Raw genomic sequence first — 22,700 nt, forward strand, 5'->3', positions numbered from 1 at the left:
CCCCATGACCACGGCACGCCCCGCGGCGGCGAAGGCGCTGTTGCGCTGGCTACTGGCGGCGTCGCTGCTGCTGCCTGCCTTCATCCCCACCCCGGTGCATGCGCAGGTTTCGGCGCCTTCGCTGCCATCGACGCGGGGCGCCACCACCGCCACGCCGCAGGCGGCCCAGCCCGCCCAGGCCGCCGGCAGCACCGCCCAGGGCAGCGCGCTCCCGGCGCTCACCGCCGGGGACTTCATCTCCACCACCCGCGCCGGTTCCGCCACCGCGGCGGAAGGCGGGCCGATCGCGGTCGGGCCGATCGGCGAACCCGGGCGCTTCCCGGGCCCGGCCACCGTCGTGTTCGGCTCCGCCCTCTTCACCCGCGGCGGGGCCGCTGCCTCCGACACGCCGAACCCGAACTACACCATCCTGCCCGGCGACCGCGTCTCCATCACCGTCTGGGGCTTCGTCGAAGCCTCCATCGTCACGACGGTGGACACGGACGGCAACGTCTTCATCCCCCAGGTCGGCCCCATCCGCCTTGCCGGTGCGCGCGCCGGCGACGTTCAGCGGGTTGTGGAAACCGAGGTCCGCCGCGTCTATTCGCAGCAGGTCCAGGTCTATGCGGTGCTGCTTTCCGCCGGCCAGGTCGGCGTCTTCGTCACGGGCCAGGTCCGCATGCCGGGCCGCCATCTCGGCTCCGCCTCGGAAAGCGTGCTCGACTACCTTTCCCGCGCGGGCGGCGTGGATCCCGGCCGCGGCTCCTACCGCGACATCACCGTGACGCGCGGCGGCCGCACCGTCGCGCGCATCGACCTCTACCGCTTCCTGCTCTCCGGCGAACTGCCCACCCTGTCGCTCCAGCAGGGCGACACCATCCTGGTGCCCGCGCAGGGCGCGATGGTCGGGGCCGATGGCGCCGTGCGCAACAACTTCCTGTTCGAGGTGACGGGCCGCACCATGCCGGGGTCGGAACTCATCCGCCTCGCCGCCCCCCTGCCCTCCGCGACCAATGCCGTCATCCGCGGCACGCGCAACAGCCAGCCGTTCTCCCGCTACACGACGGTGCGCGAACTGGCGGGCGTCCAGCTGATGGACCAGGACGTCGTGACCTTCATCACGGATGCACCGCCGCCCACCGTCCGCGTCTCGGTGGAGGGCAGCCGCATCGGCCCCTCCGTCCTGATCACCGACCGGGACGTCACGCTCTGCACCGTGCTCGACTACATCTCGGTCGATCCCAACCTCGCCAACACGCGCGGCATCTTCCTGCTGCGTCCCTCGATCGCCGCGCAGCAGGCACGCGTGATCACGGAGGCGATGGACCGGCTGGAGCGCCAGCTTTTCCTCACCGTCTCCCCCACCACTGGCGTCGCGGAGGTCCGGGCCTCCGAGGCGCAGCTGGTGTCGAGCTACATCAGCCGGGCGCGGCGGACGCGGCCAGAAGGGCGGCTCGTCGTGATGGATCGCGGCGGGCGCTGCGCCGATGTGCGGCTGGAGGATGGCGACGTCATCGTCATCCCGGAACGCGTCCAGACCGTGCTCGTCTCCGGCGAGGTGACGGCGCCGCAGGCCGTGCTCTGGCGCCCGAACATGAGCGCTCAGGACTTCATCCGCGCGGCCGGTGGCCTGGCGGAGCGCGGCGGCGACAACCAGCTGATGATCCGGCGCGCGAGCGGGGAGCTGATCCTCGAGCCGACGGAACCGCCCCAGCCCGGCGACGAGCTGATCGCCCTGCCCCGGCTTGACCCGAAGAACTTCCAGCTGACGCGCGACCTGCTGAACATGATCTTCCAGACCGCGCTGTCCGCCCGCGTCTTCGCGAACTGATCCACCACGCACCGCCGGGCGGAACGGGGCGCTGGCCGAAAGGTCAGCGCCCTTTCTGTTGCCGCAGGGCGGCGGTCGCGATAGGCAGGATGCCGATAATCGGCCCCGAGAGGCCGGCACCATCCAGGGAGGCTTCGTGACCATGACCCACCAATTCGGCCGCCGCACCGCAATCGGCCTCGGTGCCACGCTGCTCGCCGCGCCGGCGGTCCGCGCCCAGGGCCGCTTCCCCGACCGGCCCATCCGCCTGATCGTCCCCTGGGGCGCCGGCGGCACCACGGATATCCAGATGCGCGTCCTGGCCGAACAGGCCGCGCGCCGCCTCGGCCAGCCCGTCATCATCGAGAACAAGGCCGGCGCCGGCGGCGTGCTGGGCGCGCAGCAGGTGCTGAACGAACGCAATGACGGCTATGTGATCACTCAGATGCCGATCAGCGTCTTCCGCCATCCGCAGATGGCAAGCCGCGCGCTGTTCAACCCGCTGGAGGATTTCACCTACATCATCCACCTCACGGGTTATCTGTTCGGCGTGGTGGTGAAGGCGGATGCGCCCTGGAACACCTTCCAGGAATTCCTGGACCACGCGAAGGCGAATCCCGGCCGCGTCACCTACGGCACGCCCGGTGTCGGCACCTCGCTCCACATCACCATGGAACAGATCGCGGGCACCCGCGGCATCGACTGGGTGCATGTGCCGTTCCGCGGCTTCGCGGAGAATGTCACCTCCCTCCTCGCCGGGCAGACCACTGCGCTGGCCGACAGTTCCGGCTGGTCGGAGATGGTGCAGGCCGGCCGCCTCAAGCTGCTGGTCACCTGGTCCGCGGATCGCGCCAAGCGCTTCCCGAACGTGCCGACGCTGCGGGAGACGGGCATCGATATCGTCAGCGCCAGCCCCTACGGCCTGGCGGGGCCGAAGGGCATGAACCCCGATGTCGTTCGCGTGCTGCACGACGCCTTCAAGGAAGCGCTCTACGATCCCGCGCATATGGCTGTGCTCGACCGCTTCGACATGGCGCCGATGTATCTCGGCCCCGATGAATACGCGACCGATGCGCGCCGCACCTTCGCGACGGAAGGGGAGATGATCCGCCGGCTCGGCCTCCGTCTCTGAGCACGGCGTCTCTGAGCACGGCGGCGCCGACACTGGCGCATATCCGCTGCGGCGATGACCTCCGCCCCCGCCTGGCCGCCAGCGGCTGGGCGGGGGACTACCTGGCGATCAGCGACCCCGTCTGCGTCGGCGCGGTGAATGACGACGCGCTGATGGCCTATCTCGGCCTTCGCGCCCGCGTCATCGCGCTGCATGCGAAGGTCGATCTCCAGGAAGCGCGGCTGCGCCTGGGGCGGGAGTACATGGCCCTCAATGCGCTGGACCGCTTCGACCGCGTGCTGCTGTGGTTCGAGCATGACCTCTGGGACCAGGCCGTGCTGATCCGGGTCCTGTCGCTGCTGGCGGATCGCCGCGGGCTCGATGGCCGGCTGTTCCTGATGCCGGCGGACGGGAAGCGCCCCTTCATGGTGCTGTCCGACGCCGAGCTCGCCGCGCTGGAACCGGTGCCGGTCACGCCCCTCCAGCTCGAGGCCGGCGCCGAGGCCTGGGCCGCCTTCGCTGATCCGGACCCGGAGGCGCTGGACCGCCTCTGGCGCCGTGCCAGCCCGCTGCCGCATCTGGCCCACGCCATGCGCCGGCACTTGCAGGACCTGCCCTGGCGCGCGGACCGCCTGGCGCTGACGGAGCGCCAGGTGCTGCGCGCCGTCGCCGATGGCGCCAGCACCCTGCCCGCCGTGATGCGGGCACAGCACGCCATGGACGCCACCTACCCGCAGACCGACCTGATGCTGGTCGACCTGCACCGGCGCCTGTCCGCCGGCCCGCTGCGCCTGCTGGCCCCTGGCGACAGCTGGACACTGACGGATCGCGGCCAGGCCGTGCTGGCGGGGGAGGAGAAGCACCGCCCCCCGCCCCGCTTCCAGGGGGCGATTCCGGTCCGCCCCGACCCGCCCTGGCAATGGGACCCGCGCGCCACGGGCGTCCACCGCGCGCTACCGTAGCGCCGCGAAGAAGTCCTTCAGCAGCGCGGCCGCCTCGGTTTCCCTGACGCCGCCGATCACTTCGGGCGCGTGGTGGCAGGTGGGCTGGCCGAACAGGCGCGGGCCGTGTTCCACCGCGCCGCCCTTGGGGTCATAGGCCCCGAAGACCACCCGCTTCACCCGGAAGAAGGCGATGGCCTGGGCGCACATGGCGCAGGGCTCCAGCGTCACGGTCAGCGTCGCCTCCGGCAGCAGCTTGTCGCCCGTCACCCGCGCGGCCTCCCGCAGGGCCAGCATTTCCGCATGCGCGGAGGGGTCGCGCCGTGCCTCCACCTCGTTCCCCGCCACCGCCAGCACGCGGCCCGCGGCATCCGTCACCACGGCGCCCACGGGCACTTCCCCCCGCGCGGCGGCGGCGCGGGCAGCGTCGAGGGCGATTTCCATCGGTGTGGGGCCGCTTGGCATGGCCGCGATGCTTGCCCCGGCACGGCGGCGCGGTCTAGCAACGCGCATGAAAAAGCGACCGGTCATCGGTGTCACCCTGGATGCGGAACCCGCCGGCGGCTGGTCGAAGCTGCCCTGGTATGCGCTCCGCCAGAACTACCTCTCCGCCGTCATCGAGGCCGGTGGCCTGCCCGTGGCGCTGCCGCACCACCCGGACCTCGCGGCGGACTACCTCGACGCCATCGATGGCCTGCTGGTCACGGGCGGCGCCTTCGACGTGGACCCGGCGCTGTGGGGCGGCGGCGCGCCGCACCCCAAGGTGACGCTCAAGCCCGGCCGCACCGATTTCGAACTGGCCGCGACGCGCGAAGCGCTGCGGCGCGACATGCCTGTGCTCGGCATCTGCGGCGGCCAGCAGTTGATGGCCGTGGCCTTCGGCGGCACGCTGATCCAGCACATCCCGGACGAGGTTCCGGGCGCGCTCGCCCATGAACAGCTCAATCCGCGGCACGAGCCGGGGCATGAGGTCGCGGTCGCCCCCGGCACGCTGCTGGCGCGCATCGTTGGCACGGACCGCCTGGCCGTGAATTCCTCCCACCACCAGGCCGTCGCCACCCCCGGCACCGGCGCGCTGGTGAATGCCCGCGCGCCCGATGGCGTGGTGGAGGGCATCGAGCATCCCGGCCACCGCTTTGCGCTGGGCGTGCAGTGGCATCCCGAATATGCGGTGGACCCGCGGGACCCCGTGATCCTCGCCGCTTTCGTGGAGGCCTGCCGGTGACCGACGAGATCGAAGACGTCGCCTCCCCTGACACCCCTGAGGCCGAACGCGGCGAGCGCATCGCGAAGTATCTTGCCCGCGCCGGCATCGCGTCGCGCCGCGACGCCGAGAAGCTGATCGCCGAGGGCAAGGTGAAGATGAACGGCAAGGTGGTGGCCACCCCCGCCACCTTCGTCGCCGAGGGCGTCCGCATCAGCGTCGAGGGCAAGCCGGTGCAGCCCGCGGAACGCACCCGGCTGTTCCGCCACCACAAGCCCGATGGCGTGGTGACGACACACAAGGACCCGCAGGGCCGCCCCACGGTCTTCGAACGCCTGCCACCGGCCATCGGCCGCGTCGTCTCCATCGGCCGCCTCGACCTGACGAGCGAGGGCCTGCTGCTGCTGACCAATGACGGGGAACTGGCGCGCAAGCTGGAACTGCCCAGCAATGGCTGGCTCCGCCGCTACCGCGTCCGCGTCTATGGCGTGGTGGATGAGAAGTCGCTGGCCGCACTCGCCCGCGGCATCACCGTGGATGGCGTCGCCTATGGCCCGATCGAGGCCGGGCTCGACAGCCGCCGCGGCGCCATCGCCTGGCTGACGGTGAGCCTGAAGGAAGGCAAGAACCGGGAGATCAGGCGCGTGATGCAGCATCTCGGCCTGCACGTCACCCGGCTGATCCGCACGGCCTATGGCCCCTTCCAGCTCGGCACCCTGCCCAAGGGCGGCGTCGAGGAAGTGCACCCCAAGGTGATGCGCGAACAGCTCGGCATCGGGGAAGCGCCGCAGAAGAAGCGCCGGCGGGAGCAGGAGGAAGCGGCCGCCGCCGCCGCCGCAGCCCCCCCGCCGGTCGCACCGCCGGCGAAGCCCAAGCGCGTGCGCCCCGAAAACATCCCCCGCGCCCGCAATGCGGAGCCACCGAGGCCCAAGCATGTTGCGAATCGTCGCCGGAAGCCATCGGGGCCGTAGGCTCTCCGCCCCGCCCGGGGAGACCACGCGCCCGACGGCGGAACGCGTCCGCCAGGCCGTCTTCGACATGCTCTGGCACGCCCCCTGGGCCGGCCGGGCGGTGGTGGAGGAAGTGCGCGTGCTGGACGCCTTCGCTGGCACCGGGGCGCTCGGCCTCGAAGCCCTGAGCCGCGGCGCCGCCCACGCCACCTTCATCGAACGCGACCGCGCCGCGCTGGCTATGTTGCGCGCCAACGTCGCGGCGTGCCGGGAGGATGCGCGCGCCCGAATCATCGCCGGCGACGCCCTGAAACCCCCCGCCGCCGCACAGCCCTGCAGCCTGGTGCTGCTGGACCCGCCCTATGGCCAGGATTTCGTCCCCCGCGCCCTCTCGGCGCTCACCGCCACCGGCTGGATCGCGCCCGGCGCGCTGGTGGTGGCGGAGCTGGGGCGGGATGAAGCGCTGGACGCGCCGGGTTTTTCCGAGGTCGCCATGCGCGAACACGGCGCCGCGCGGGTGGTGTTCCTGCGTGCGCACTGACCAGACCGGAAACCCGATCCGATCACGCCATCCTGGCGTGATCGGATCGGGCCTCAGGCGGCGGCAGTGCTTGCGACAGGGACGGGTTCCGCCACATGCATACCGATGCCGAGCGCGTCGCTGATCGTCGCCTGCACCGTGTGATCCATCGTCATGCGATGGCGCCGGAGGAATGCGCGCGGGTCGACGCGATCCCAGAAGCCTGCCTGATTCAACTGCAGCGCGATTCGTGTGACATCGTCCAGATCAACGGCCGTCGGAGAATTGGGTAATTGCGCCAAATATTCTGAAAATATCAACATGACATGATCAGCAAATCGATCATCGTGAAGTTTTCGCGCCATGCGGGATATGTCGCTCGGCCTCAGACGGTGCAGACGATCTATTGTCATTGCGGGCTCATGATCGCTCATCAAGAAGACCCCCTTCTCGGCTGAATGAAGCTTGCCACGACGTCGATGTCATGACCGCTGAATAATTTCGCCGCATTCTCGAGGTGGATATGCTCGCGGCCAGCGCGAAGGCCATAGCGGCCAGAAGCGTTCGTGATGAACCAGCGGTATGGCCGCTCCCCTAGGTCGAAGATGATTTCGCCGCCGATACGGCCCTTTTCGCCCCCGAGCAACGCTGGGTGGCCCAGGCGCTGCTGCGAGGGGGTTGTGGGTGTACCGCGCAATCTCGGCGAGACGAAGGCGTGGGTCGCCGCATCGATCACCTCCTCGAGGGCGAACCAAAGCGTCCCACCCTGGTCAATCACCCAGAGAATGGGAAGTTCCGAATAAACATATCGCGCAACCCCCAGCCCTTGCTGCGCTGCCACCACTAGCAGTCGAAGGCGCACTGCGCTCGCGGCGTCCAGCCGGACAAGGCTCCGTGGCTTTCGGGTTCTCTCGTGGTCGTCCACCCGGGTTGGGTCGAGCGGTACGCCGTACAGCGCATCAAGGTCGGCAGGCCGCCGGGGGTAGCCTGGACCACCTTTTGTCAACGAAGGGTCAACGGCCACGCAAATCTTCCGATCCCGCCTCGATCCCTCTTAAAACTTCGTTGCGCCCTGCCAACAGTGGACCCGGCATGACACTTCGGGCCGGTGGCCCGGCGTCACTCCCCGCCGGCCCCCAGCGTGATGCCGAGCTTGGCGTACATCTCCACCAGCCGGGCGTCGTAATGCGCGGCGTCGAACAGCGCCGCCTGGCGGGGCCCGCGCCAGGACAGCTCCGCGCGCAGATCGTCATTCGAATCCAGCGCCTGGATCGCCTCCGCCATCGCCCGCGTGTCGTAGGGGTCGACCGTCAGCGCCGCATCGCCCACCACCTCCGGCAGCGAGGCGACGTTGCTGGTCAGCACCGGCGTGCCCAGCAGCATCGCCTCCAGCGCCGGCAGGCCGAAGCCTTCATACAGCGAAGGGAACAGCAGGGACCGCGCGCCGCGGATCAGGCTGACCAGCAGGCGGAAGGGCGCGTAGTCCAGCAGGATCACCCGGTCCCGCAGCTTGCGGGTCATGCCCTGCGGGCCGTCGAAGCGGGCGTCCTCCGGGAATTGCCGGTGGTCATCCTCGAACAGCAGCGCCAGTTCCTGGCGCACCTGCCAGCCATGCTTGCCGCAGATCACCAGCGGCCAGGGGCTGCCGGAGGCCAGGTAGGCCTCGATGATCCGGCCGATATTCTTCTTCGGCTCAATCGCGCCGAAAAACAGCCAGTAGCCCCCCCATTCCAGGCCGAAGGCGCCCTTCACCTCCGCCCGCGCCAGCGCCTCCGGCTTCTCCGCCAGCGCCGCCGGGATCTCCACGCATTGGTAGGTGACGGAGATGCGTTCCTCCGGCACCCCCAGCAGGTTCACGATGTCGCGCTTCGAGGCTTCGGAGACGGTGGCGATGTGATCGGCCTCCGCCGCGATGCGCCGGATGGTGCCGAGGTAGCGGCGCTTCGAATCGAGCGTTGCGTAGGGCATCCGCAGCGGCACCAGGTCATGGATCGTGTAGATGTTCCGCGCCCCCTCCACCCGGAGCGGCAGCGGGAAGGTCCAGTGCATCACATCCTGCCGGTCCGGCAGCCGCACGCGGCCGAACTTCCGGCCAGGCGCCGCGCGCTGCACCGCGGCGCGGAACAGGCCCGGTATGTTCCAGAGCCGGTCCGCCTGGGGCAGCCGTGCCTCCAGCCCCCGCAGCACCACGCGATCGGTCCGGGGCACCGCCCGCGCCATCGGGCCCATGGCCAGTTTCAGCCGCGCGCGGAAATCCTCATAGGCCTGCTGGCGGGGGGGCAGGGGGCGCGGCGTTGCGTCATACAGCCCGACCTCCCGCAGCAGGTCATCGCGGCCGCTGGAGGATTTCTGGCCATAGAGCACCCCCACCTCCGCCCCCAGCGCGTGCAGGCGCTGGGTCAGGTTGCGGCAATAGGTCGCGACCCCCGTGCCCTGGTCCAGGGCCAGGTTGTAGCCGTCGATCGCGATCCGAGGCTTCAGCACCGTCTTCCGTCTCCCATCGCGATCCCGGCGTTCGAGCCAGCCGGTTAAGCCCAGCCCGCCCGGCCGCCGTCAACCCGCCACCCTCAACCCACCGGCGCCAACCCACCGTCAACATCGATCACGCCGTCGCGCGCAACCTGCGCGGCCCCAGCTTACGCTGGACGCAGCCCATCGGTTGATGCTTGATCCGGTGGCGCGCAAGGGCAGGGCCACCATGCAACCGACGGATCGCATCGAACAGGCGGAGGCAGCCCCGGCGCGGGGCGGCTCGGGCGCTGGAATCGTGGTGGCGCATGCCGCGGCACTGCTGCTGCGCGCGATCGCGATCGCCATCCTGGCTGCGCCCATCGTCATCGGGCTGGTGCTGCTGGTCCGCTGAGGGCCCCACCCGCCGAAGCCACGCACCATGCTCCTGCCGCGTCATTGCCTTTCTTTTTCCGAATCCCTGCGACATACCGGCGGACACCGCCGCAGCACCGAGGTTCCACGATCCATGCCGACCGATGCCGTGCCGACTGGCTCTTCCACCGCATCCACCCGTGGCGCCGTTGACCAGATCGTGCCCGTGATCCTGTCGGGCGGCACCGGCAGCCGGCTCTGGCCGCTGTCGCGGGAAGCCTATCCGAAGCAGTTCTGGCCGCTGGTGTCCCAGGGCACGATGCTCCAGGAAACCGCCGCCCGCGCCCGCGCGCCCGGCTTCGCGCCCCCCGTCGTGGTGTGCGGGGAAGCGCATCGCTTCCTGGTGGCCGAACAGCTGCGCGAAGCCGGCGCGGAAGACAGCCGCATCATCCTGGAGCCCAGCGCCCGCAACAGCGCCGCCGCCATCGCCGCCGCCGCGATCCTGATCGGGGAGGATGCGCCCGACGCCATCCTCTGGATCATGGCCGCCGATGCCGCGGTGCAGGACGTGCCCGCGCTGCGCCATGCCCTGACCGCCGCGGCACTCGCCGCCCGCGAAGGCCGCATCTGCACCTTCGGCATCCGCCCCACCGCGCCCGAGACCGGCTACGGCTACATCGAATCCGGCGCGCCCCTGGCGGGGATCGAGGGTGCGATGCAGGTCGCCCGCTTCGTCGAGAAGCCGGACGCCGCGACGGCGCAAGCCTTCCTGGCGGGCGGCCGCCATCTCTGGAACAGCGGCATGTTCGTCGCCACGGCCAGGACGCTGGTCGCCGAACTCGCCGCCCATGCGCCCGGCGTTCTCGCCGCCGCGCGGGAAGCGGTGGCCGGCGGCGCGCGGGACCTGGGCTTCGTGCGCCTCGGCGCCAGCTTCAGCGACGCGCCCTCCATCTCCATCGACCATGCGGTGATGGAACGCACCGCGCTCGCCGCCGTCGTGCCCTGCGATCCCGGCTGGTCCGATGTCGGCTCCTGGGCCTCGCTGTGGGAGATCGCGCCGAAGGACAAGGACGGCAACGCCGCCATGGGCAATGCCGCGGTGCTGGGGTCCAAGCGCTGCTATGTCCGCTCCGAGGGGATCCTCACCGCCGTGGTGGGGCTGGAGGATGTGGTGCTGGTCGTCACCGACGACGCCGTCCTCGCCGTCCATCGCGACCGCGCGCAGGACGTGAAGAAGATGGTGGAGCAGCTGAAGGCCAGCGGCCACAAGGAAGCCACCGAACACCGCCGCGTCTACCGCCCCTGGGGTGCGTATGAAGGCGTGGCCCATGGCAGCCGCTTCCAGGTGAAGCGCATCACCGTCCGGCCGGGCCGCAAGCTGTCGCTGCAGAAGCACTACCACCGCGCGGAACACTGGGTCGTCGTCGCCGGCACCGCCGTGGTGGAACGCGACGGGGAGCGCATCCTGCTGCGGGAGAACGAGTCGGTTTACCTCCCCCTCGGCTGCGTCCATCGCCTGGAGAACCCCGGCATGATCCCGCTGACGCTGATCGAGGTGCAGTCCGGCCCCTACCTCGGCGAGGACGACATCGTCCGGCTCGAGGATAATTACGGCCGGGCCTGACCCGAAGGGAGGCGGCATGGGGCAGGATCAGCCGCCGGCGCCGCGCCCGGACACGCAACGCGGCGCCGGCGATGCCCGCGCCACCCTGCGCCTGGCGGATAGCCTCCGTGATGCGCGGGACTGGCCGGGCGCAGCCGCTGCCTATGGCGCCTGGCTCGCCGGCCGCCCGCATGACTGGCCCGCCTGGATCCAGTACGGCCACGCGCTGAAGGAAGCGGGCGACCCGGAGGCGGCGCTCGGCGCCTATCGCCGCGCGGAACAGGGCAGGCCCGGGGATGCCGATCTGCAGATGCAGATCGGCCACGCCCTCAAGCTGCTCGGCAACCTGCCGGAAGCCCGCCTGGCCTATTCCCGCGCGCTGGAGATGGAGCCCGCCGACGACGCCGCCTGGCGGGAGGTGTCGCAACTGCTCGGCCAGCCTGAGGTCGCCGCGGCGGAACCGCCGGAGGCCCAGCTCTCCCTCGTCGGCGATCTCTGCGTCGTCTTCGACCTGACGGACCTGCTTTCCTGGTTCGGCAGCAACCGCGCGCCATCCGGCATCCAGCGGGTGCAGTTGGAACTGGTCGGGCCGGCGCTACGCGGCGGCGGGCCGGCGGCGCGCGTCATCCTCGCGGTCTACAACCCGGACACGCTCGGCTGGCGCGCCCTGCCGCGGGAAGCCTTCAACCGCCTGGCCAGCCTGTCCCGCAGCGGCGCCGATCCGCGGGAGCCCGCCTGGGAACAGGCCGTCGCCGTCGCTCGCCAGGCGGTGGAGGCAGCACCCGACCTGGCCTTCCCCGCAGGCGCCTGGCTGGTCGTGCCCGGTTCATCCTGGTGGCTGGCCAACTACCATTTGGCGCTGCGGCTCGCGAAGGCTCGCTTCGGCCTGCGCCACGCCCCCCTGGTGCATGATTGCGGCCCGCTGGTGGTACCGGAACATTCGCCACCGGCGACCGCCGCCCAGTTCGCCCGCTGGTTCGCCGGCCTCGCCGCCCATGCCGACCTGCTGCTGCCGGTCTCCGCCGCGACGGCGGGGGATATCAGCCGCCTCCAGGCACGGCACCTGCCCGCCTTCCCCCTGCCGCCGATGATGGTGGTGGGGCTGGATGGCGCACCCCGCGATCCCACCCCGCGCGACCCCGCGCCCCATCCCGGCGTGAATGCCCTGGCGGGCCGGCCCTATGCGCTGTTCCTCGGCACGCTGGAATCGCGGAAGAACCACCTCTTCGTCCTCAACGCCTGGCTGTCGCTGATCCGCAAGCATGGTGCGGGCAAGCTGCCGCTGCTGGTGCTGGCCGGCCGCACCGGCTTCATGGGCGATGCCGTACTGGCCCTGCTGCGCGGCGCGCCGGCGCTGCGGGATGCCGTGCTGCTGCTGCCGGACGTGCCGGATTCCGCGCTGCCGCTGCTGTATCGCCGCGCGCTCTTCGTCCTCTACAACTCCGACCATGAAGGCTGGGGCCTGCCGGTGACGGAGGCGATCGCCCAGGGCAAGGCGGTCCTCGCCCCCGACCATTCCGCCCTGCCGGAAGCCGGGCGCGGCGCCGCCATCCTGTTCCGCCCGCATAGCGAGCCCGACTTCATCGCCAAGATCGAGCAACTGGCCTTCGACCCTGGCTTCCGCAGGGCGGCCGAGGCCAAGGCCGCCGCCGCGCCGCTGCGCAGCTGGCAGGCGATCGGCGATGCGGTGCTGGGCCGCCTGGCGCGGGAGAATGCCGCCCCCCCCGCGCCCCCGCTGGCCATCCCCTTGGGCACCATCATCCGCCTGGGCACCGGCGGCTTTGCCGCGCCCGGCCCCATGGCGCTGCTGGCGGAGGCGCTGCGCGACGGGGAGGGCTGGCACGCGCCCGAAGGCTGGGGCTGCTGGACCCGCCCGCTGGAATCAGGCGGCCGCGCCGCGCTGCGCCTGGTCCTGCCCGCCTCGGTTCCTTCCTTGGGGCCTTCCTCGTCCACCACCGGCCGCATCCGCCTCCATCTGCTGCTCCGCGCCCCGGCCACGGCGCAATCCATCCGCCTGGTCCCGCGCGGCGCAGATCCGATGGCCATGACGCTCGCACCCCGGGAGGACGCCATCGCCGCCCTGGAACTGCCGGCGGTGGAGGGCGTGATCGAGCTGGCGATCGAAGCCCATTCGGCGCCGGAAGCCCTGGCCCCCGACGGCACGCCAGAGGGGCGGGCGGTCGGCATCGGCCTCGTCTCCGTCATGGCCTGCGCGACGGATGATTTGCTGGCGCGCCTCGACTACCTGGAGCACCAGCGCTTCACCTGGCCGGAGGCCGAGGCGTAGCTCACGGCCCCTGCAACGGGGGGCGCCGGCGCTGCGCGTCGCGCAGCCGCATGTCCTGCCAGATCGCCAGCGTCGCCCAGGCCGCTGGCAGAGTCGGCTCCACCAGATAATGCCGCCCCGGCGCCAGCAGCTGCAGCATCCGCACCCAGACCGGGAAGAAGCGGTCGCGCGTCGCGATCACGGTCAGCGCCTGCGGCGTGAGCGCCCCTTCGGGCAGCCGCGCGGCCAGGGCGCGCAGATCATCCTGTCCCACCACACCGGTGAAGGCCGTGAGGTCGTAAAGCCGGTCCAGCGCCGCGGCAAGCGGCCGACGGTTGAACCAGGCCGACAGCGCCTCTACGAAGGCCGCGCCCTCCAGGTCGCCCGTGACGGTGACCAGGACCGTGGCGAAGCGGCTGTCGATGCTGATGGCTACGCTGCGCATGGCGGCGACCCCGCGCCGTCAAGGCGCGGCGCAGCGGCGGCCGCACCGGGCAGCGGCCCAGGCGGCCTCGGCATCCCCGAGCATCAGCGCCGCCGCCAGCCGGCGGCCGACCTCCGCCGCCGGCAGGTCCTGCCGGTCCAGGAACAGGATCGCCAGCAGCTCATGCAGCGCATCGGGCGCCGCATCCGACCGCTGGCCCAGGCGGCGAAGCTCGATCGCGATGGCGCGGCTCAGGGACGGGTCCGGCCGGGCCGCGACAGGACCAGGGGACGCCAGGGCATGGGGAACCATGTCGAAATCCTCTCCAGCCGGGACCGGCGAAGCGACCGGTCCTGGCGCCGAGAACTTTGCTCATGTTTATCGAATATGTTCAACAAACATATTCCTTGAATGAAAAATAGCAACACAGCATGGTGCCACCGCCTCCAGGAAGCCGTTTTCGTGTTCCCATCGATCGCCTCCCGCAAGAAACGGTATGAGTCCGAATCCCGCAGCCAGCAGCGCGAACAGACCAAGGCGCGCCTGCTGGACGCGGCGGAGGCGCGGTTCAGCGAGGCCGGCTACGACAATGTCTCCGTTTCCGACATCGCGGCGGCGGCGAAGGTCGTCCCTTCCCTGATCAACAGCTATTTCGCCGGCAAGGCCGGGCTGCTGATGGCGGTGGTGGCGCGGCACAACGCGCCGCAATGGCCGGTGCTGATGGGCATCCTGGCGGAATGCGCCCCGGCGCTGGATCGGCTGGACCGCTTCATCGCCACCCAGGCCGCGATGGATTTGCGCCGCCCCCGCCTGCTGGCCGCGCTCCAGGGCCTGTCCTGGACCTGGCCGCCGGAGAGCGAGGCCGACAACCTGGCCGAGTTGCAGCCGGCGCGGGACGCGCTGGCCGCCCTGGTCCGGGACGGGATCGCGGAAGGCGCCATCCGCCCGGTCGCGCCGGAGGCGGCGGTGGAGGCCATCATGGCCGTCTATGTCCAGGGCCTTCGCCCCGCCGTCTTCGCCACGCTGGACGGGCCGGCGGCGACGGCGCTGATCCAGGAAAGGCTGCGGGCGCTGCTGGCGGCTTGAGGCGCTACAGCGCCCGCCAGCCGATATCCCGCCGGCAGAAGCCGCCCGGCCAGTCGATCGAATCCACCGCGGCATAGGCGGCGTCCCGCGCCTCCCGCAGCGTCTTCCCCGTGCCCGCCACGGTCAGCACGCGGCCGCCATTGGCGACCAGCGCGCCGTCGTCCCGCCGCGCCGTACCGGCGTGGAACAGCTGCACGCCCGGCACCTGCGCCGCCGCCTCCAGCCCCCGGATCTCCGTGCCCTTGCGCGGGCTGGCGGGGTAGCCCTCCGCCGCCATCACCACCACCAGGCTGTGCGTCGCATCCCAGTTCAGGTCGAACATGCAGAGCGTGCCGTCGCAGGCCGCGAAAAGCGCGGGCAGCAGGTCCGACCGCAGGCGCAGCATCAGCGCCTGGCATTCGGGATCGCCGAAGCGGACATTGAACTCGATGAGGCGCGGCCCCGTCGCCGTCAGCATCAGTCCCGCGAAGAGCACGCCCTTGAAGGGCGTCCCTCGCCTCGACATTTCCGCCAGTGTCGGCTGGATGATTTCGGCCATCACCTGCGCCTGCAACGCGGGCGTGAAGGCGGGCGGGGGGGAATAGGCGCCCATGCCCCCGGTGTTCGGGCCGGTATCGCCATCGCCGACGCGCTTGTGGTCCTGCGCGGCGCCGAGCGGCAGGGCGGTTTCCCCGTCGCAGAGGGCGAAGAAGCTGATCTCCTCGCCGATCAGGCATTCCTCGATCAGCACGGTGGCGCCGGCCGCGCCATGGATGCGGCTTTCCATGATGTCGGCGATGGCGGCCTCCGCCTCCTCCACCGTTGAAGCCACCACCACGCCCTTGCCGGCGGCCAGGCCATCGGCCTTCACGACGATGGGTGCGCCCTCCGCGCCGACGTAGGCGCGGGCGGCGGCGGGATTGTCGAAGCGCTGCCAGCGGGCCCCCGGCACGCCGGCCGCATCCGCCACTTCCCGCGTGAACTGCTTGCTGCCTTCCAGCCGCGCGGCATCCCGGCCGGGCCCGAAGCATTTGATCCCCGCGGCCGCGCAGGCATCCGCCAGCCCCAGCGTCAGCGGCGCTTCCGGCCCCACCACCACCAGGTCGATCTTCCGATCCACCGCGAAGGCGACGATGGCCGGGATATCCTCCGCCCCGATCGCCACGCATTCCGCGATCTCGGCAATGCCGGGATTGCCCGGGGCGCAATACAGCTTGCCGATCAGGGGCGATGCCGCGATCGCCCAGCACAGCGCATGTTCCCGCCCGCCGCTGCCCACCACCAGCACCTGCATCGCGCCATGCCCCCGCACACACAGAAAAGACCGCACGGCCGGTTCCGCGCATACCGCCGGATAGCATAGGGTCCGCCCATGGACACGCCGCCCCCCGCTTCGACCAACGTTCCCGAATACGCCGTCAGCGAGATCGCCGGCGCCATCCGCCGCACGCTCGAAGGCGCCTTCGGCCGCGTCCGCGTCCGGGGCGAGATCACGGAATGCAAGCGCTACCCCTCCGGCCACATCTACCTGTCGCTGAAGGACGAGAACGCGAAGCTGGAATCCGTGGTCTGGCGCACCAGCGTCAGCCGCCTGTCGGTCCAGCCGGAGAACGGGGTGGAGGTCATCGCCACCGGCAAGCTGACCACCTATGCCGACCGCTCGAAATACCAGCTGGTCATCGACCGCCTGGAATTCGCCGGCGAAGGCGCGCTGCTCGCCCGGATCGAGATGCTGCGCAAGAAGTTGCTGGGCGAGGGGCTTTTCGATGAGGGGCGGAAGCGCCCCCTCCCCCGCCTGCCGCTGGTCGTCGGCGTCGTGACCAGCGAGGCCGGCGCCGTCATCCAGGACATCCGCACGACGATCCTGCGCCGCTTCCCCCGCCGCCTGATCCTCTGGCCTGTCCCCGTCCAGGGCCAGGGCGCGGCGGAGAAGATCGCCGCCGCCATCGAAGGCTTCGGCCGCCTGCCCATCGGCGGCCCGATCCCCCGCCCGGATGTGCTGATCGTGGCGCGCGGCGGCGGCAGCCTGGAAGACCTCATGGCCTTCAACGAGGAGGTGGTGGTCCGCGCCGCCGCCCTCTCCCCCATCCCGCTGATCTCCGCGGTGGGGCATGAGACCGACACGACCCTGATCGATTTTGCCTCCGATCGCCGCGCGCCCACGCCGACCGCCGCGGCCGAACTGGCCGTGCCCGCCCGGGCCGATCTGCTGGCAGACCTGGCCCAGCGGGAGGCGCGGCTGCGCGGTGCCGTGGTGCGCCAGTTGCGGGCGGCGGAGACCGTGCTGCTCCGCCTCGAACGCCGTCTGCCGGATGTGCCCGCCCGGGTGCTGGACCTGCGCCGCCGCCTGGATGAGGCCGGCGAATCCCTGCCTGGCGCGCTGACCGGCTTCATCGCCAACCGCCGCGCCGCCCTTGCCCCCCTGGTCGTCCCCCATCCCAGAGCGGGCATCGAGGCGCGCCGCCACGCCATCGCGCTGTGGGATGGACGGAAAGCCGCCGCCTTCGCCCGCATCGTCCAGCGCCAGCGTGGTGCCCGTGCGTTGCAGGCCTTCTCCGCCGCACCCGTGGAGGCGCTGCTGCGCCAGAAGCGCGAACGCCTGGAAGGGCTGTCTGCCAGGCTGGAGGCCGGTTCCTACCAATCGGTCCTCGCCCGCGGCTTCGCGCTGGTCCGGGATGCCGATGGCCAGACGCTGACCCGCGCTGCCGATGTCGGCACCGGATCGAAGCTCTCCATCGCCTTCGCCGATGGCGCGATCTCCGCGGTCGCGGATGGCGACGCCACGAAGGCGAAGCCGCGCGCGAAGCCGAAGCCCCCGGCGCAGGAGAGCCTGCTGTGATCGCCCGCCGCCTGCTGCTGGCAGCACCGGCCTTGCTGCTGGCCCGCCCCGCCGCCGCCGTCACCTGGTCCGCCCCCGCCCGCCAGGGGGCGCTGATCGTGGGCGATGCCGCCCCAGGCACGCGGCTCGCCCTCGATGGCCGCGCCATCCGCGTCTCGAACTCGGGCAAATTCGCCTTCGGCTTCGGACGCGACCACGCCGCGCCAGCGACGCTCCTCATCACCCATCCCGGCGGCCGCGCGGAGACCCGCGCCATCACGGTGGAGCGCCGGCAATGGGACGTGCAATCCATCACCGGCCTGCCCCCCGCCCAGGTCACGCCGGACGAGACCGCCTTGCGCCGCATCCTGGCGGAGCGCGAGAAGCTGGCCGCCGCCCGCGCCACGGACAGCACCCTGGCCGATTTCGCCGACAGCCCCACCTGGCCCGCCCGCGGCCGAATCAGCGGCATCTTCGGCAGCCAGCGGGTCCTCAACGGCCAGCCCCGCCAGCCGCATTACGGGCTGGATGTCGCGGGGCCCGTGGGCACGCCCATCCACGCCATGCTCGGCGGGCGCGTGACGCTCTCCGACGAGCATTTCTTCTTCGGCAATTTGCTGGTGGTGGATCACGGGCACGGGGTGAACACCCTCTACGCCCATCTCTCCCGCCGCCTGGTGGAGGTCGGCACCGCCGTCGCGCGCGGTGAGCGCATCGCGGAGATGGGCGCGACGGGCCGCGTGACGGGCCCGCACCTCCATTTCAGCCTGTCCTGGTACCAGACCTGGCTGGACCCTCAGCCGGTGCTGCCCGCGCAGCAACAATAGGCGCGCCGCCGCGTTGGCGCCCCGCACCCAAGGATACGCGCATGGCCGACAACCAGTACGCCCGCTACCCCAGCCTCTCCGGCAAGGTCGTGCTCATCACCGGCGGCGCCTCCGGCATCGGGGCGGAGATGGTGCGCGCCTTCGCCGACCAGGGCGCGAAGCCGGCCTTCCTCGATTTCGACGACGCGCATGGGCGGAAGGTGGCGGAGGCCACCGGCGCGATGTTCGTGCATTGCGACCTCCGCGACATCGCGGCCCTCCGCGCCGGCATCGCCCGAATCGCGGAGGCGCTGGGCCCCGTGCAGGTGCTGGTGAACAACGCCGCCCGCGACGACCGGCATGGGCTGGAAACGGTGGAGCCCGACTACTGGGACGAACGCATGGCGACCAACCTGCGCCACATGTTCTTCTGCGTGCAGGCCGTGGCCCCCGCGATGCGCGCCGCCAAGGCGGGGTCCATCATCAACATGGGCAGCGTCAGCTGGATGGGCGGCCAGGGCGGCATGCCCGCCTACACCACCGCCAAATCGGCCGTCCGCGGATTGACCCGCGGACTGGCGCGCGACCTCGGCGTGGATGGCATCCGGGTGAATGAGGTTGTGCCCGGCTGGGTTTTTACCGAACGGCAGGAGGAACTCTGGGCGACGCCGGAGGCGGTGGCGAAGCACCTGGAGGGCCAGAGCCTGAAGCGGAAGGTCATGCCACCCGACATCGCGCGCATGGTGCTGTGGCTGGCCGCCGAGGACAGCGCCATGGTCACCTCGCAATACTTCGTCGTGGATGGCGGCAAGATCTGAAGACGGTCCAGGGGCGTCACGCCCCTGGCGGATGGGGTCCTGGGAAGGCAGCGCCTTCCCCGCCTCACGCAACCCCGAAATGCCCTGCGAACTGTTCCCGCAGCTTCGTCTTCAGGATCTTCCCTGTCGCCGTATGCGGAATCTCCGCCACCACCACGACATCGTCGGGCATCCACCACTTCGCGACATGCGGAGCGATGTGGTCCAGCACCGACTGCTTCTCGATCACCCGTCCCGGCTTCGGCACCAGGATCAGCAGCGGCCGCTCATCCCATTTCGGATGCCGTGCCGCCACCACCGCGGCTTCCGCCACATCCGGGTGCCCCACCGCCAAATTCTCCAGCTCGATGGAGGAGATCCATTCGCCGCCGGACTTGATGACGTCCTTGGTGCGGTCGGTGATGCGCATGTAGCCATTGGCGTCGATGGTCGCGACGTCGCCCGTCTCGAACCATCCATCCGCCGTCAGTGAATCGCGCGCAGCCTTGAAGTAGCCCGCAGTCACCGTCGGCCCCTTCACCTGGAGGTTTCCGAAGGTCTCCCCATCCCACGGCTTCTCCGCGCCATCGTCGCCGACGATCCGCATATCCACCGTGAACGGAGGAAAGCCCTGCGTCTCCTGCAGGTCGAGCATCCCTTCCGCGTCGCGATCCGCAACCGCCGGCTTGATCCCGCAGATCGTCCCGATGGGCGATGTCTCCGTCATGCCCCAGGCATGCATCACCTTCACGCCGCGATCCGCGAAGGCTTTCGTGATCGCGCGCGGGCAGGCGCTGCCGCCGATGATGACGCGGCTGAGCGAACCGAGCCCCGCGCCCGTCGCTTCCAGATGCTGCAACAGGGAAAGCCACACGGTCGGCACCGCGGCGGTGAAGGTGACGCCTTCCTGCATGATGACCTCATGGATGGAGGCGCCGTCCAGCTTCGGTCCCGGCATCACCAGCCCCGCCCCCGTCAGCGCGGCGCTGAAAGGCAGGCACCAGCCATTGGCGTGGAACATCGGCACCACCGGCATGACCTTGTCCACCGACCGCAGCCCGAACATGTCCGCCGCCGTGCTCGCCATGGCGTGCAGGATGTTGGAGCGGTGGGAATACAGCACCCCCTTCGGCTCCCCGGTGGTGCCGGAGGTGTAGCAGAGCCCGGCGGCGTCATTCTCCTCGCCCGGTACCCAGTCGAAATCGCCATCGGCCTCGGCCAGCCAGGATTCATAATCCACCGCGCCGGGCAGCGTCGTCGCCGGCATATGCGCGGCATCCGTCAGGATCACGTAGCGCTTCACATGCGGAAGGCTCGGCGCCAGTTTTTCCGCCAGCGCGACGAAGCTGAGGTCCAGCATCATCAGCCGGCTTTCGGCATGGTTCAGGATCCAGGCGATCTGGTCCTGGAACAGCCGCGGGTTCAGCGTGTGATAGACGCCGCCGGCGCCGGTGATGCCGTACCAGGCCTCGATATGCCGCCAGGTGTTCCAGGCCAGCGTCGCCACCCGGTCGCCAGGCCGCACCCCTTCCCGCACCAGGCGCTGCGCCAGTCGCAACGACCGCACGCGCAAGGTGCGGTAATCCGTGCGGTGGAACGGCCCCTCCACGCTCCGGCTCACCACCGCCTGGCCGCCATGGTGCCGCGCCGCGTGGTCGATCAGCCGGTGGATCCTGAGCGGCCAGTCCTGCATCAGCCCGAGCATCGGCATCCTCCCCTTCGCCTTGGTTGGCGCGAGTCTTGGACAAGGCCGCGCCCTGCGCAACCTGTCTCCCATCGGGTCGCCATGGCGCCGCCATGAGGATCGGCGTTACTGTCGAAGACGCGACGGAGACACTGAAGACAAATGCCGGATGCCGGCGGCGCCCCCGCCCTTCCCACCACGGAACGCAAGAAGCGGCGCTGGCTCTCGCCCCTGCTGCGCAGGATCCTGCTGCTCAACGCCCTGCCGCCGGCGCTGCTGGCGGCCTCCCTCCTCTACCTCGACCAGTACCAGAACGGGCTGCTGGCGGCGGAGGTGGAGGCGCTGCGCACCCAGGCCCGCATCTACGCCGCCGCCATCGGGGAAGCCGCGACGCGCCCGCGGGACGACCGCACCATCCTGGTGCCGGAAGCCGCCCGCCCGCTGCTGCGCCGCCTGGTGGAACCATCCCCCAACACCCAGGCCCGGCTCTTCGACAATACCGGCCTGATGGTGGCCGACAGCCGCGTGCGGGAAGGCCCGGGCAGCGCCATCGTCACCGAACCCCTGCCCCCGCCGGAACCCCGCGGTGCCTTCGCCGGCACCGTCGCGGGCCTCTATGACCGGCTGCTGACCGTCCTCCCCCGCCAGGCGCGGGACGAGGTGGTGGTGGATGTGAACCCCGATGCGCCATCCTTCGACTGGCAGCCCGAATTCGGCGGCGGCCAAGCGGGCAGCGACCGGCGAGAGGAGTTGCGCCTGGCGCTGGAAGGCGGCGTCCGCCCCTATATCCGCCGCACCGCCGATGGCCGCCTGCTGGTCTCCGTCGCGGAGCCCGCCCGCCGCGGCGCGGCATCGGTCGGCATCGTGCTGCTGACGCGGGAGGCGCGGGAAGTCGATGCCAGGCTGCTCGACATCCGTGTCTCCGTCCTGGCGCTGTTCTCCACAGCGCTGGTGCTCACGGTCCTGCTCTCCACCTACCTCAACCGCACCCTCGCCACGCCGATCCTGCAGCTTGCCCGCGCGGCGGCCGCGATGCGCGAAGGCGAGGGCCGTGGCGGCAGCGTGCCGAAACCGCTGCTGGAACGCCCGGATGAAATCGGCGTGCTGGCGCGGGACCTGCAGACGGCCGCGCGCGCGCTCTGGGCGCGGATCGACGCCAATGAACGCTTCGCCGCCGATGTCGCCCACGAACTCCGCAACCCCCTGACCAGCGTGCGCAGCGCGATCGAGACGCTGCGCCGGATCGAGGACCCGGTGAAGCAGCGCCGGCTGCTGGCCATCATCTCCGACGATGCCGTGCGCATGGACCGGCTGATCAACGACATCGCCGACAGCTCCCGCGTCGATGCCGAACTGTCCCGCACCATCGCCCAGCCCGTGGATTGCGCGCCGATCCTGGCGGCACTCGGCGAACTCCACGCCGCCACGCGGGACGAGGAGGACCCCGCCGTCGAGATCGAGGCCCCGTCGGAGGGCCTGATCGTCCGCGGCGTCGAAGGCCGCATCGTCCAGGTCTTCCGCAACCTCATCGGCAACGCGATCTCCTTCAGCCCGGAGGGCGGGCATGTCGTCGTCCGCGCCCGCCCCACCGGCCACATGGTGGAATTCATCGTGGAGGATGAAGGCCCCGGCATCCCCGACGCGAAGCTGGAGAGCATCTTCGACCGCTTCTATTCGGAACGGCCGAGCGGCGAGCGCTTCGGCCAGCATTCCGGCCTCGGCCTGTCGATCAGCCGCCAGATCGTGGAAGGGCTGCGCGGCCGCATCAGCGCGGAGAACAAGCGAGACGCCGCCGGCACGATCACCGGCGCACGCTTCATCGTGACGCTGCCCGCAGCCTGAAGCAGGACCGCGCGAAACAGCTGAAACAGAACGCCCATCGCGGCCGCGAACAGGGGG

21 protein-coding genes and 1 pseudogene are annotated in these 22,700 nt (G+C 70.9%); 14 read left to right on the top strand and 8 right to left on the bottom strand.

Translation table 11 applies throughout. The features are described from left to right. The first annotated feature begins 4 nt into the window (after positions 1 to 4). The 3 genes from ACTIE5_RS21705 to ACTIE5_RS21715 all read left to right on the top strand — a co-directional run bounded on the left by ACTIE5_RS21705 (position 5) and on the right by ACTIE5_RS21715 (position 3,862). A complete protein-coding gene (locus ACTIE5_RS21705) occupies positions 5 to 1,810 on the top strand; it encodes a polysaccharide biosynthesis/export family protein (protein WP_439551814.1) in 1,806 nt (601 codons plus the stop codon). 142 nt (positions 1,811 to 1,952) lie between these two features. After that, entirely contained in the window at positions 1,953 to 2,921 is a 969-nt protein-coding gene (locus ACTIE5_RS21710) for a tripartite tricarboxylate transporter substrate binding protein (RefSeq protein ID WP_439551815.1), read from the top strand. A 134-nt stretch (positions 2,922 to 3,055) separates the two neighbouring features. After that, positions 3,056 to 3,862 carry a hypothetical protein gene (locus ACTIE5_RS21715; RefSeq protein WP_439551816.1) on the top strand — a complete coding sequence of 269 codons (807 nt, stop codon included), beginning with the start codon at positions 3,056 to 3,058 and terminating at the stop codon, positions 3,860 to 3,862. On the opposite strand, the gene ACTIE5_RS21720 is transcribed toward ACTIE5_RS21715, so the two are convergent. Continuing rightward, on the bottom strand, positions 3,854 to 4,285 hold the full coding sequence (locus ACTIE5_RS21720) for a nucleoside deaminase (protein ID WP_439552076.1): 432 nt from the start codon (positions 4,283 to 4,285) through the stop codon (positions 3,854 to 3,856). The two genes, ACTIE5_RS21715 and ACTIE5_RS21720, sit on opposite strands and share 9 nt — an antisense overlap. 67 nt (positions 4,286 to 4,352) lie before the next feature. Between ACTIE5_RS21720 and ACTIE5_RS21725 the strand changes: the two genes are divergently transcribed. From ACTIE5_RS21725 to rsmD, 3 genes and pseudogenes are all read left to right on the top strand, one after another. Continuing rightward, complete coding sequence (locus ACTIE5_RS21725) at positions 4,353 to 5,066, top strand: gamma-glutamyl-gamma-aminobutyrate hydrolase family protein (protein ID WP_439551817.1); 714 nt, start codon at positions 4,353 to 4,355, stop codon at positions 5,064 to 5,066. Further along, a pseudogene (locus ACTIE5_RS21730) lies at positions 5,063 to 5,845 on the top strand (pseudouridine synthase); the annotation flags it as partial. The gene ACTIE5_RS21725 and the pseudogene ACTIE5_RS21730, both read left to right, overlap by 4 nt. Positions 5,846 to 5,978: 133 nt before the next feature. Then, positions 5,979 to 6,536: a 16S rRNA (guanine(966)-N(2))-methyltransferase RsmD gene (gene rsmD / locus ACTIE5_RS21735; RefSeq protein ID WP_439551818.1), complete on the top strand. Its 558-nt coding sequence runs from the start codon at positions 5,979 to 5,981 to the stop codon at positions 6,534 to 6,536. Between the two features lie 53 nt (positions 6,537 to 6,589). Here the strand turns inward: rsmD and ACTIE5_RS21740 are convergent, their stop codons facing one another. From ACTIE5_RS21740 to ACTIE5_RS21750, 3 genes are all read right to left on the bottom strand, one after another. Further along, positions 6,590 to 6,949: a hypothetical protein gene (locus ACTIE5_RS21740; protein WP_439551819.1), complete on the bottom strand. Its 360-nt coding sequence runs from the start codon at positions 6,947 to 6,949 to the stop codon at positions 6,590 to 6,592. Beyond that, positions 6,949 to 7,539 carry a hypothetical protein gene (locus tag ACTIE5_RS21745; RefSeq protein WP_439551820.1) on the bottom strand — a complete coding sequence of 197 codons (591 nt, stop codon included), beginning with the start codon at positions 7,537 to 7,539 and terminating at the stop codon, positions 6,949 to 6,951. The genes ACTIE5_RS21740 and ACTIE5_RS21745 overlap by 1 nt, the downstream gene beginning before the upstream one ends. Before the next feature lie 95 nt (positions 7,540 to 7,634). After that, the gene (locus tag ACTIE5_RS21750) at positions 7,635 to 8,999 is read right to left on the bottom strand and encodes a glycosyltransferase family 4 protein (protein WP_439551821.1); all 1,365 of its coding nucleotides are present in this window, start codon (positions 8,997 to 8,999) and stop codon (positions 7,635 to 7,637) included. A gap of 214 nt (positions 9,000 to 9,213) precedes the next feature. Here ACTIE5_RS21750 and ACTIE5_RS21755 point away from each other — a divergent pair, with 214 nt between their 5' ends. The 3 genes from ACTIE5_RS21755 to ACTIE5_RS21765 all read left to right on the top strand — a co-directional run bounded on the left by ACTIE5_RS21755 (position 9,214) and on the right by ACTIE5_RS21765 (position 13,228). Next, positions 9,214 to 9,378: a hypothetical protein gene (locus ACTIE5_RS21755; RefSeq protein ID WP_175533725.1), complete on the top strand. Its 165-nt coding sequence runs from the start codon at positions 9,214 to 9,216 to the stop codon at positions 9,376 to 9,378. Between the two features lie 114 nt (positions 9,379 to 9,492). After that, positions 9,493 to 10,962, top strand: a complete 1,470-nt coding sequence (locus ACTIE5_RS21760) for a mannose-1-phosphate guanylyltransferase/mannose-6-phosphate isomerase (RefSeq protein ID WP_439551822.1) — start codon at positions 9,493 to 9,495, stop codon at positions 10,960 to 10,962. A 16-nt stretch (positions 10,963 to 10,978) separates the two neighbouring features. Next, on the top strand, positions 10,979 to 13,228 hold the full coding sequence (locus ACTIE5_RS21765; protein WP_439551823.1) for a glycosyltransferase: 2,250 nt from the start codon (positions 10,979 to 10,981) through the stop codon (positions 13,226 to 13,228). 1 nt (position 13,229) lies between these two features. Here the strand turns inward: ACTIE5_RS21765 and ACTIE5_RS21770 are convergent, their stop codons facing one another. Together ACTIE5_RS21770 and ACTIE5_RS21775 are read right to left on the bottom strand one after the other, a co-directional pair. Next, entirely contained in the window at positions 13,230 to 13,652 is a 423-nt protein-coding gene (locus ACTIE5_RS21770; protein WP_439551824.1) for a hypothetical protein, read from the bottom strand. 18 nt (positions 13,653 to 13,670) lie between these two features. Beyond that, on the bottom strand, positions 13,671 to 13,943 hold the full coding sequence (locus tag ACTIE5_RS21775) for a hypothetical protein (RefSeq protein ID WP_439551825.1): 273 nt from the start codon (positions 13,941 to 13,943) through the stop codon (positions 13,671 to 13,673). A 150-nt stretch (positions 13,944 to 14,093) separates the two neighbouring features. Here ACTIE5_RS21775 and ACTIE5_RS21780 point away from each other — a divergent pair, with 150 nt between their 5' ends. After that, positions 14,094 to 14,717 carry a TetR/AcrR family transcriptional regulator gene (locus ACTIE5_RS21780; RefSeq protein WP_439551826.1) on the top strand — a complete coding sequence of 208 codons (624 nt, stop codon included), beginning with the start codon at positions 14,094 to 14,096 and terminating at the stop codon, positions 14,715 to 14,717. Positions 14,718 to 14,721: 4 nt separating this feature from the next. Here the strand turns inward: ACTIE5_RS21780 and purD are convergent, their stop codons facing one another. Beyond that, a complete protein-coding gene (gene purD, locus ACTIE5_RS21785; RefSeq protein WP_439552077.1) occupies positions 14,722 to 15,990 on the bottom strand; it encodes a phosphoribosylamine--glycine ligase in 1,269 nt (422 codons plus the stop codon). Positions 15,991 to 16,068: 78 nt separating this feature from the next. On the opposite strand from purD, the gene xseA reads away from it, so the two are divergent. Genes xseA through ACTIE5_RS21800 form a run of 3 tightly spaced genes read left to right on the top strand, consistent with a single transcriptional unit; the run spans position 16,069 to position 19,138 of the window. Further along, on the top strand, positions 16,069 to 17,535 hold the full coding sequence (gene xseA / locus ACTIE5_RS21790) for an exodeoxyribonuclease VII large subunit (protein ID WP_439551827.1): 1,467 nt from the start codon (positions 16,069 to 16,071) through the stop codon (positions 17,533 to 17,535). Then, a complete protein-coding gene (locus ACTIE5_RS21795) occupies positions 17,532 to 18,341 on the top strand; it encodes a M23 family metallopeptidase (RefSeq protein ID WP_439551828.1) in 810 nt (269 codons plus the stop codon). The genes xseA and ACTIE5_RS21795 overlap by 4 nt, the downstream gene beginning before the upstream one ends. A gap of 41 nt (positions 18,342 to 18,382) precedes the next feature. Beyond that, positions 18,383 to 19,138, top strand: coding sequence for an SDR family NAD(P)-dependent oxidoreductase (locus ACTIE5_RS21800; protein ID WP_439551829.1), 756 nt, complete (start codon positions 18,383 to 18,385; stop codon positions 19,136 to 19,138). Between the two features lie 64 nt (positions 19,139 to 19,202). On the opposite strand, the gene ACTIE5_RS21805 is transcribed toward ACTIE5_RS21800, so the two are convergent. Then, positions 19,203 to 20,822 carry a long-chain-fatty-acid--CoA ligase gene (locus ACTIE5_RS21805; protein WP_439551830.1) on the bottom strand — a complete coding sequence of 540 codons (1,620 nt, stop codon included), beginning with the start codon at positions 20,820 to 20,822 and terminating at the stop codon, positions 19,203 to 19,205. Between the two features lie 141 nt (positions 20,823 to 20,963). On the opposite strand from ACTIE5_RS21805, the gene ACTIE5_RS21810 reads away from it, so the two are divergent. Next, positions 20,964 to 22,643, top strand: coding sequence for a stimulus-sensing domain-containing protein (locus ACTIE5_RS21810; RefSeq protein ID WP_439551831.1), 1,680 nt, complete (start codon positions 20,964 to 20,966; stop codon positions 22,641 to 22,643). Positions 22,644 to 22,700: the final 57 nt, after the last annotated feature.

Origin of the sequence: Falsiroseomonas sp. (genome assembly GCF_051859025.1) — a bacterium.
Classification (GTDB): domain Bacteria; phylum Pseudomonadota; class Alphaproteobacteria; order Acetobacterales; family Acetobacteraceae; genus Falsiroseomonas.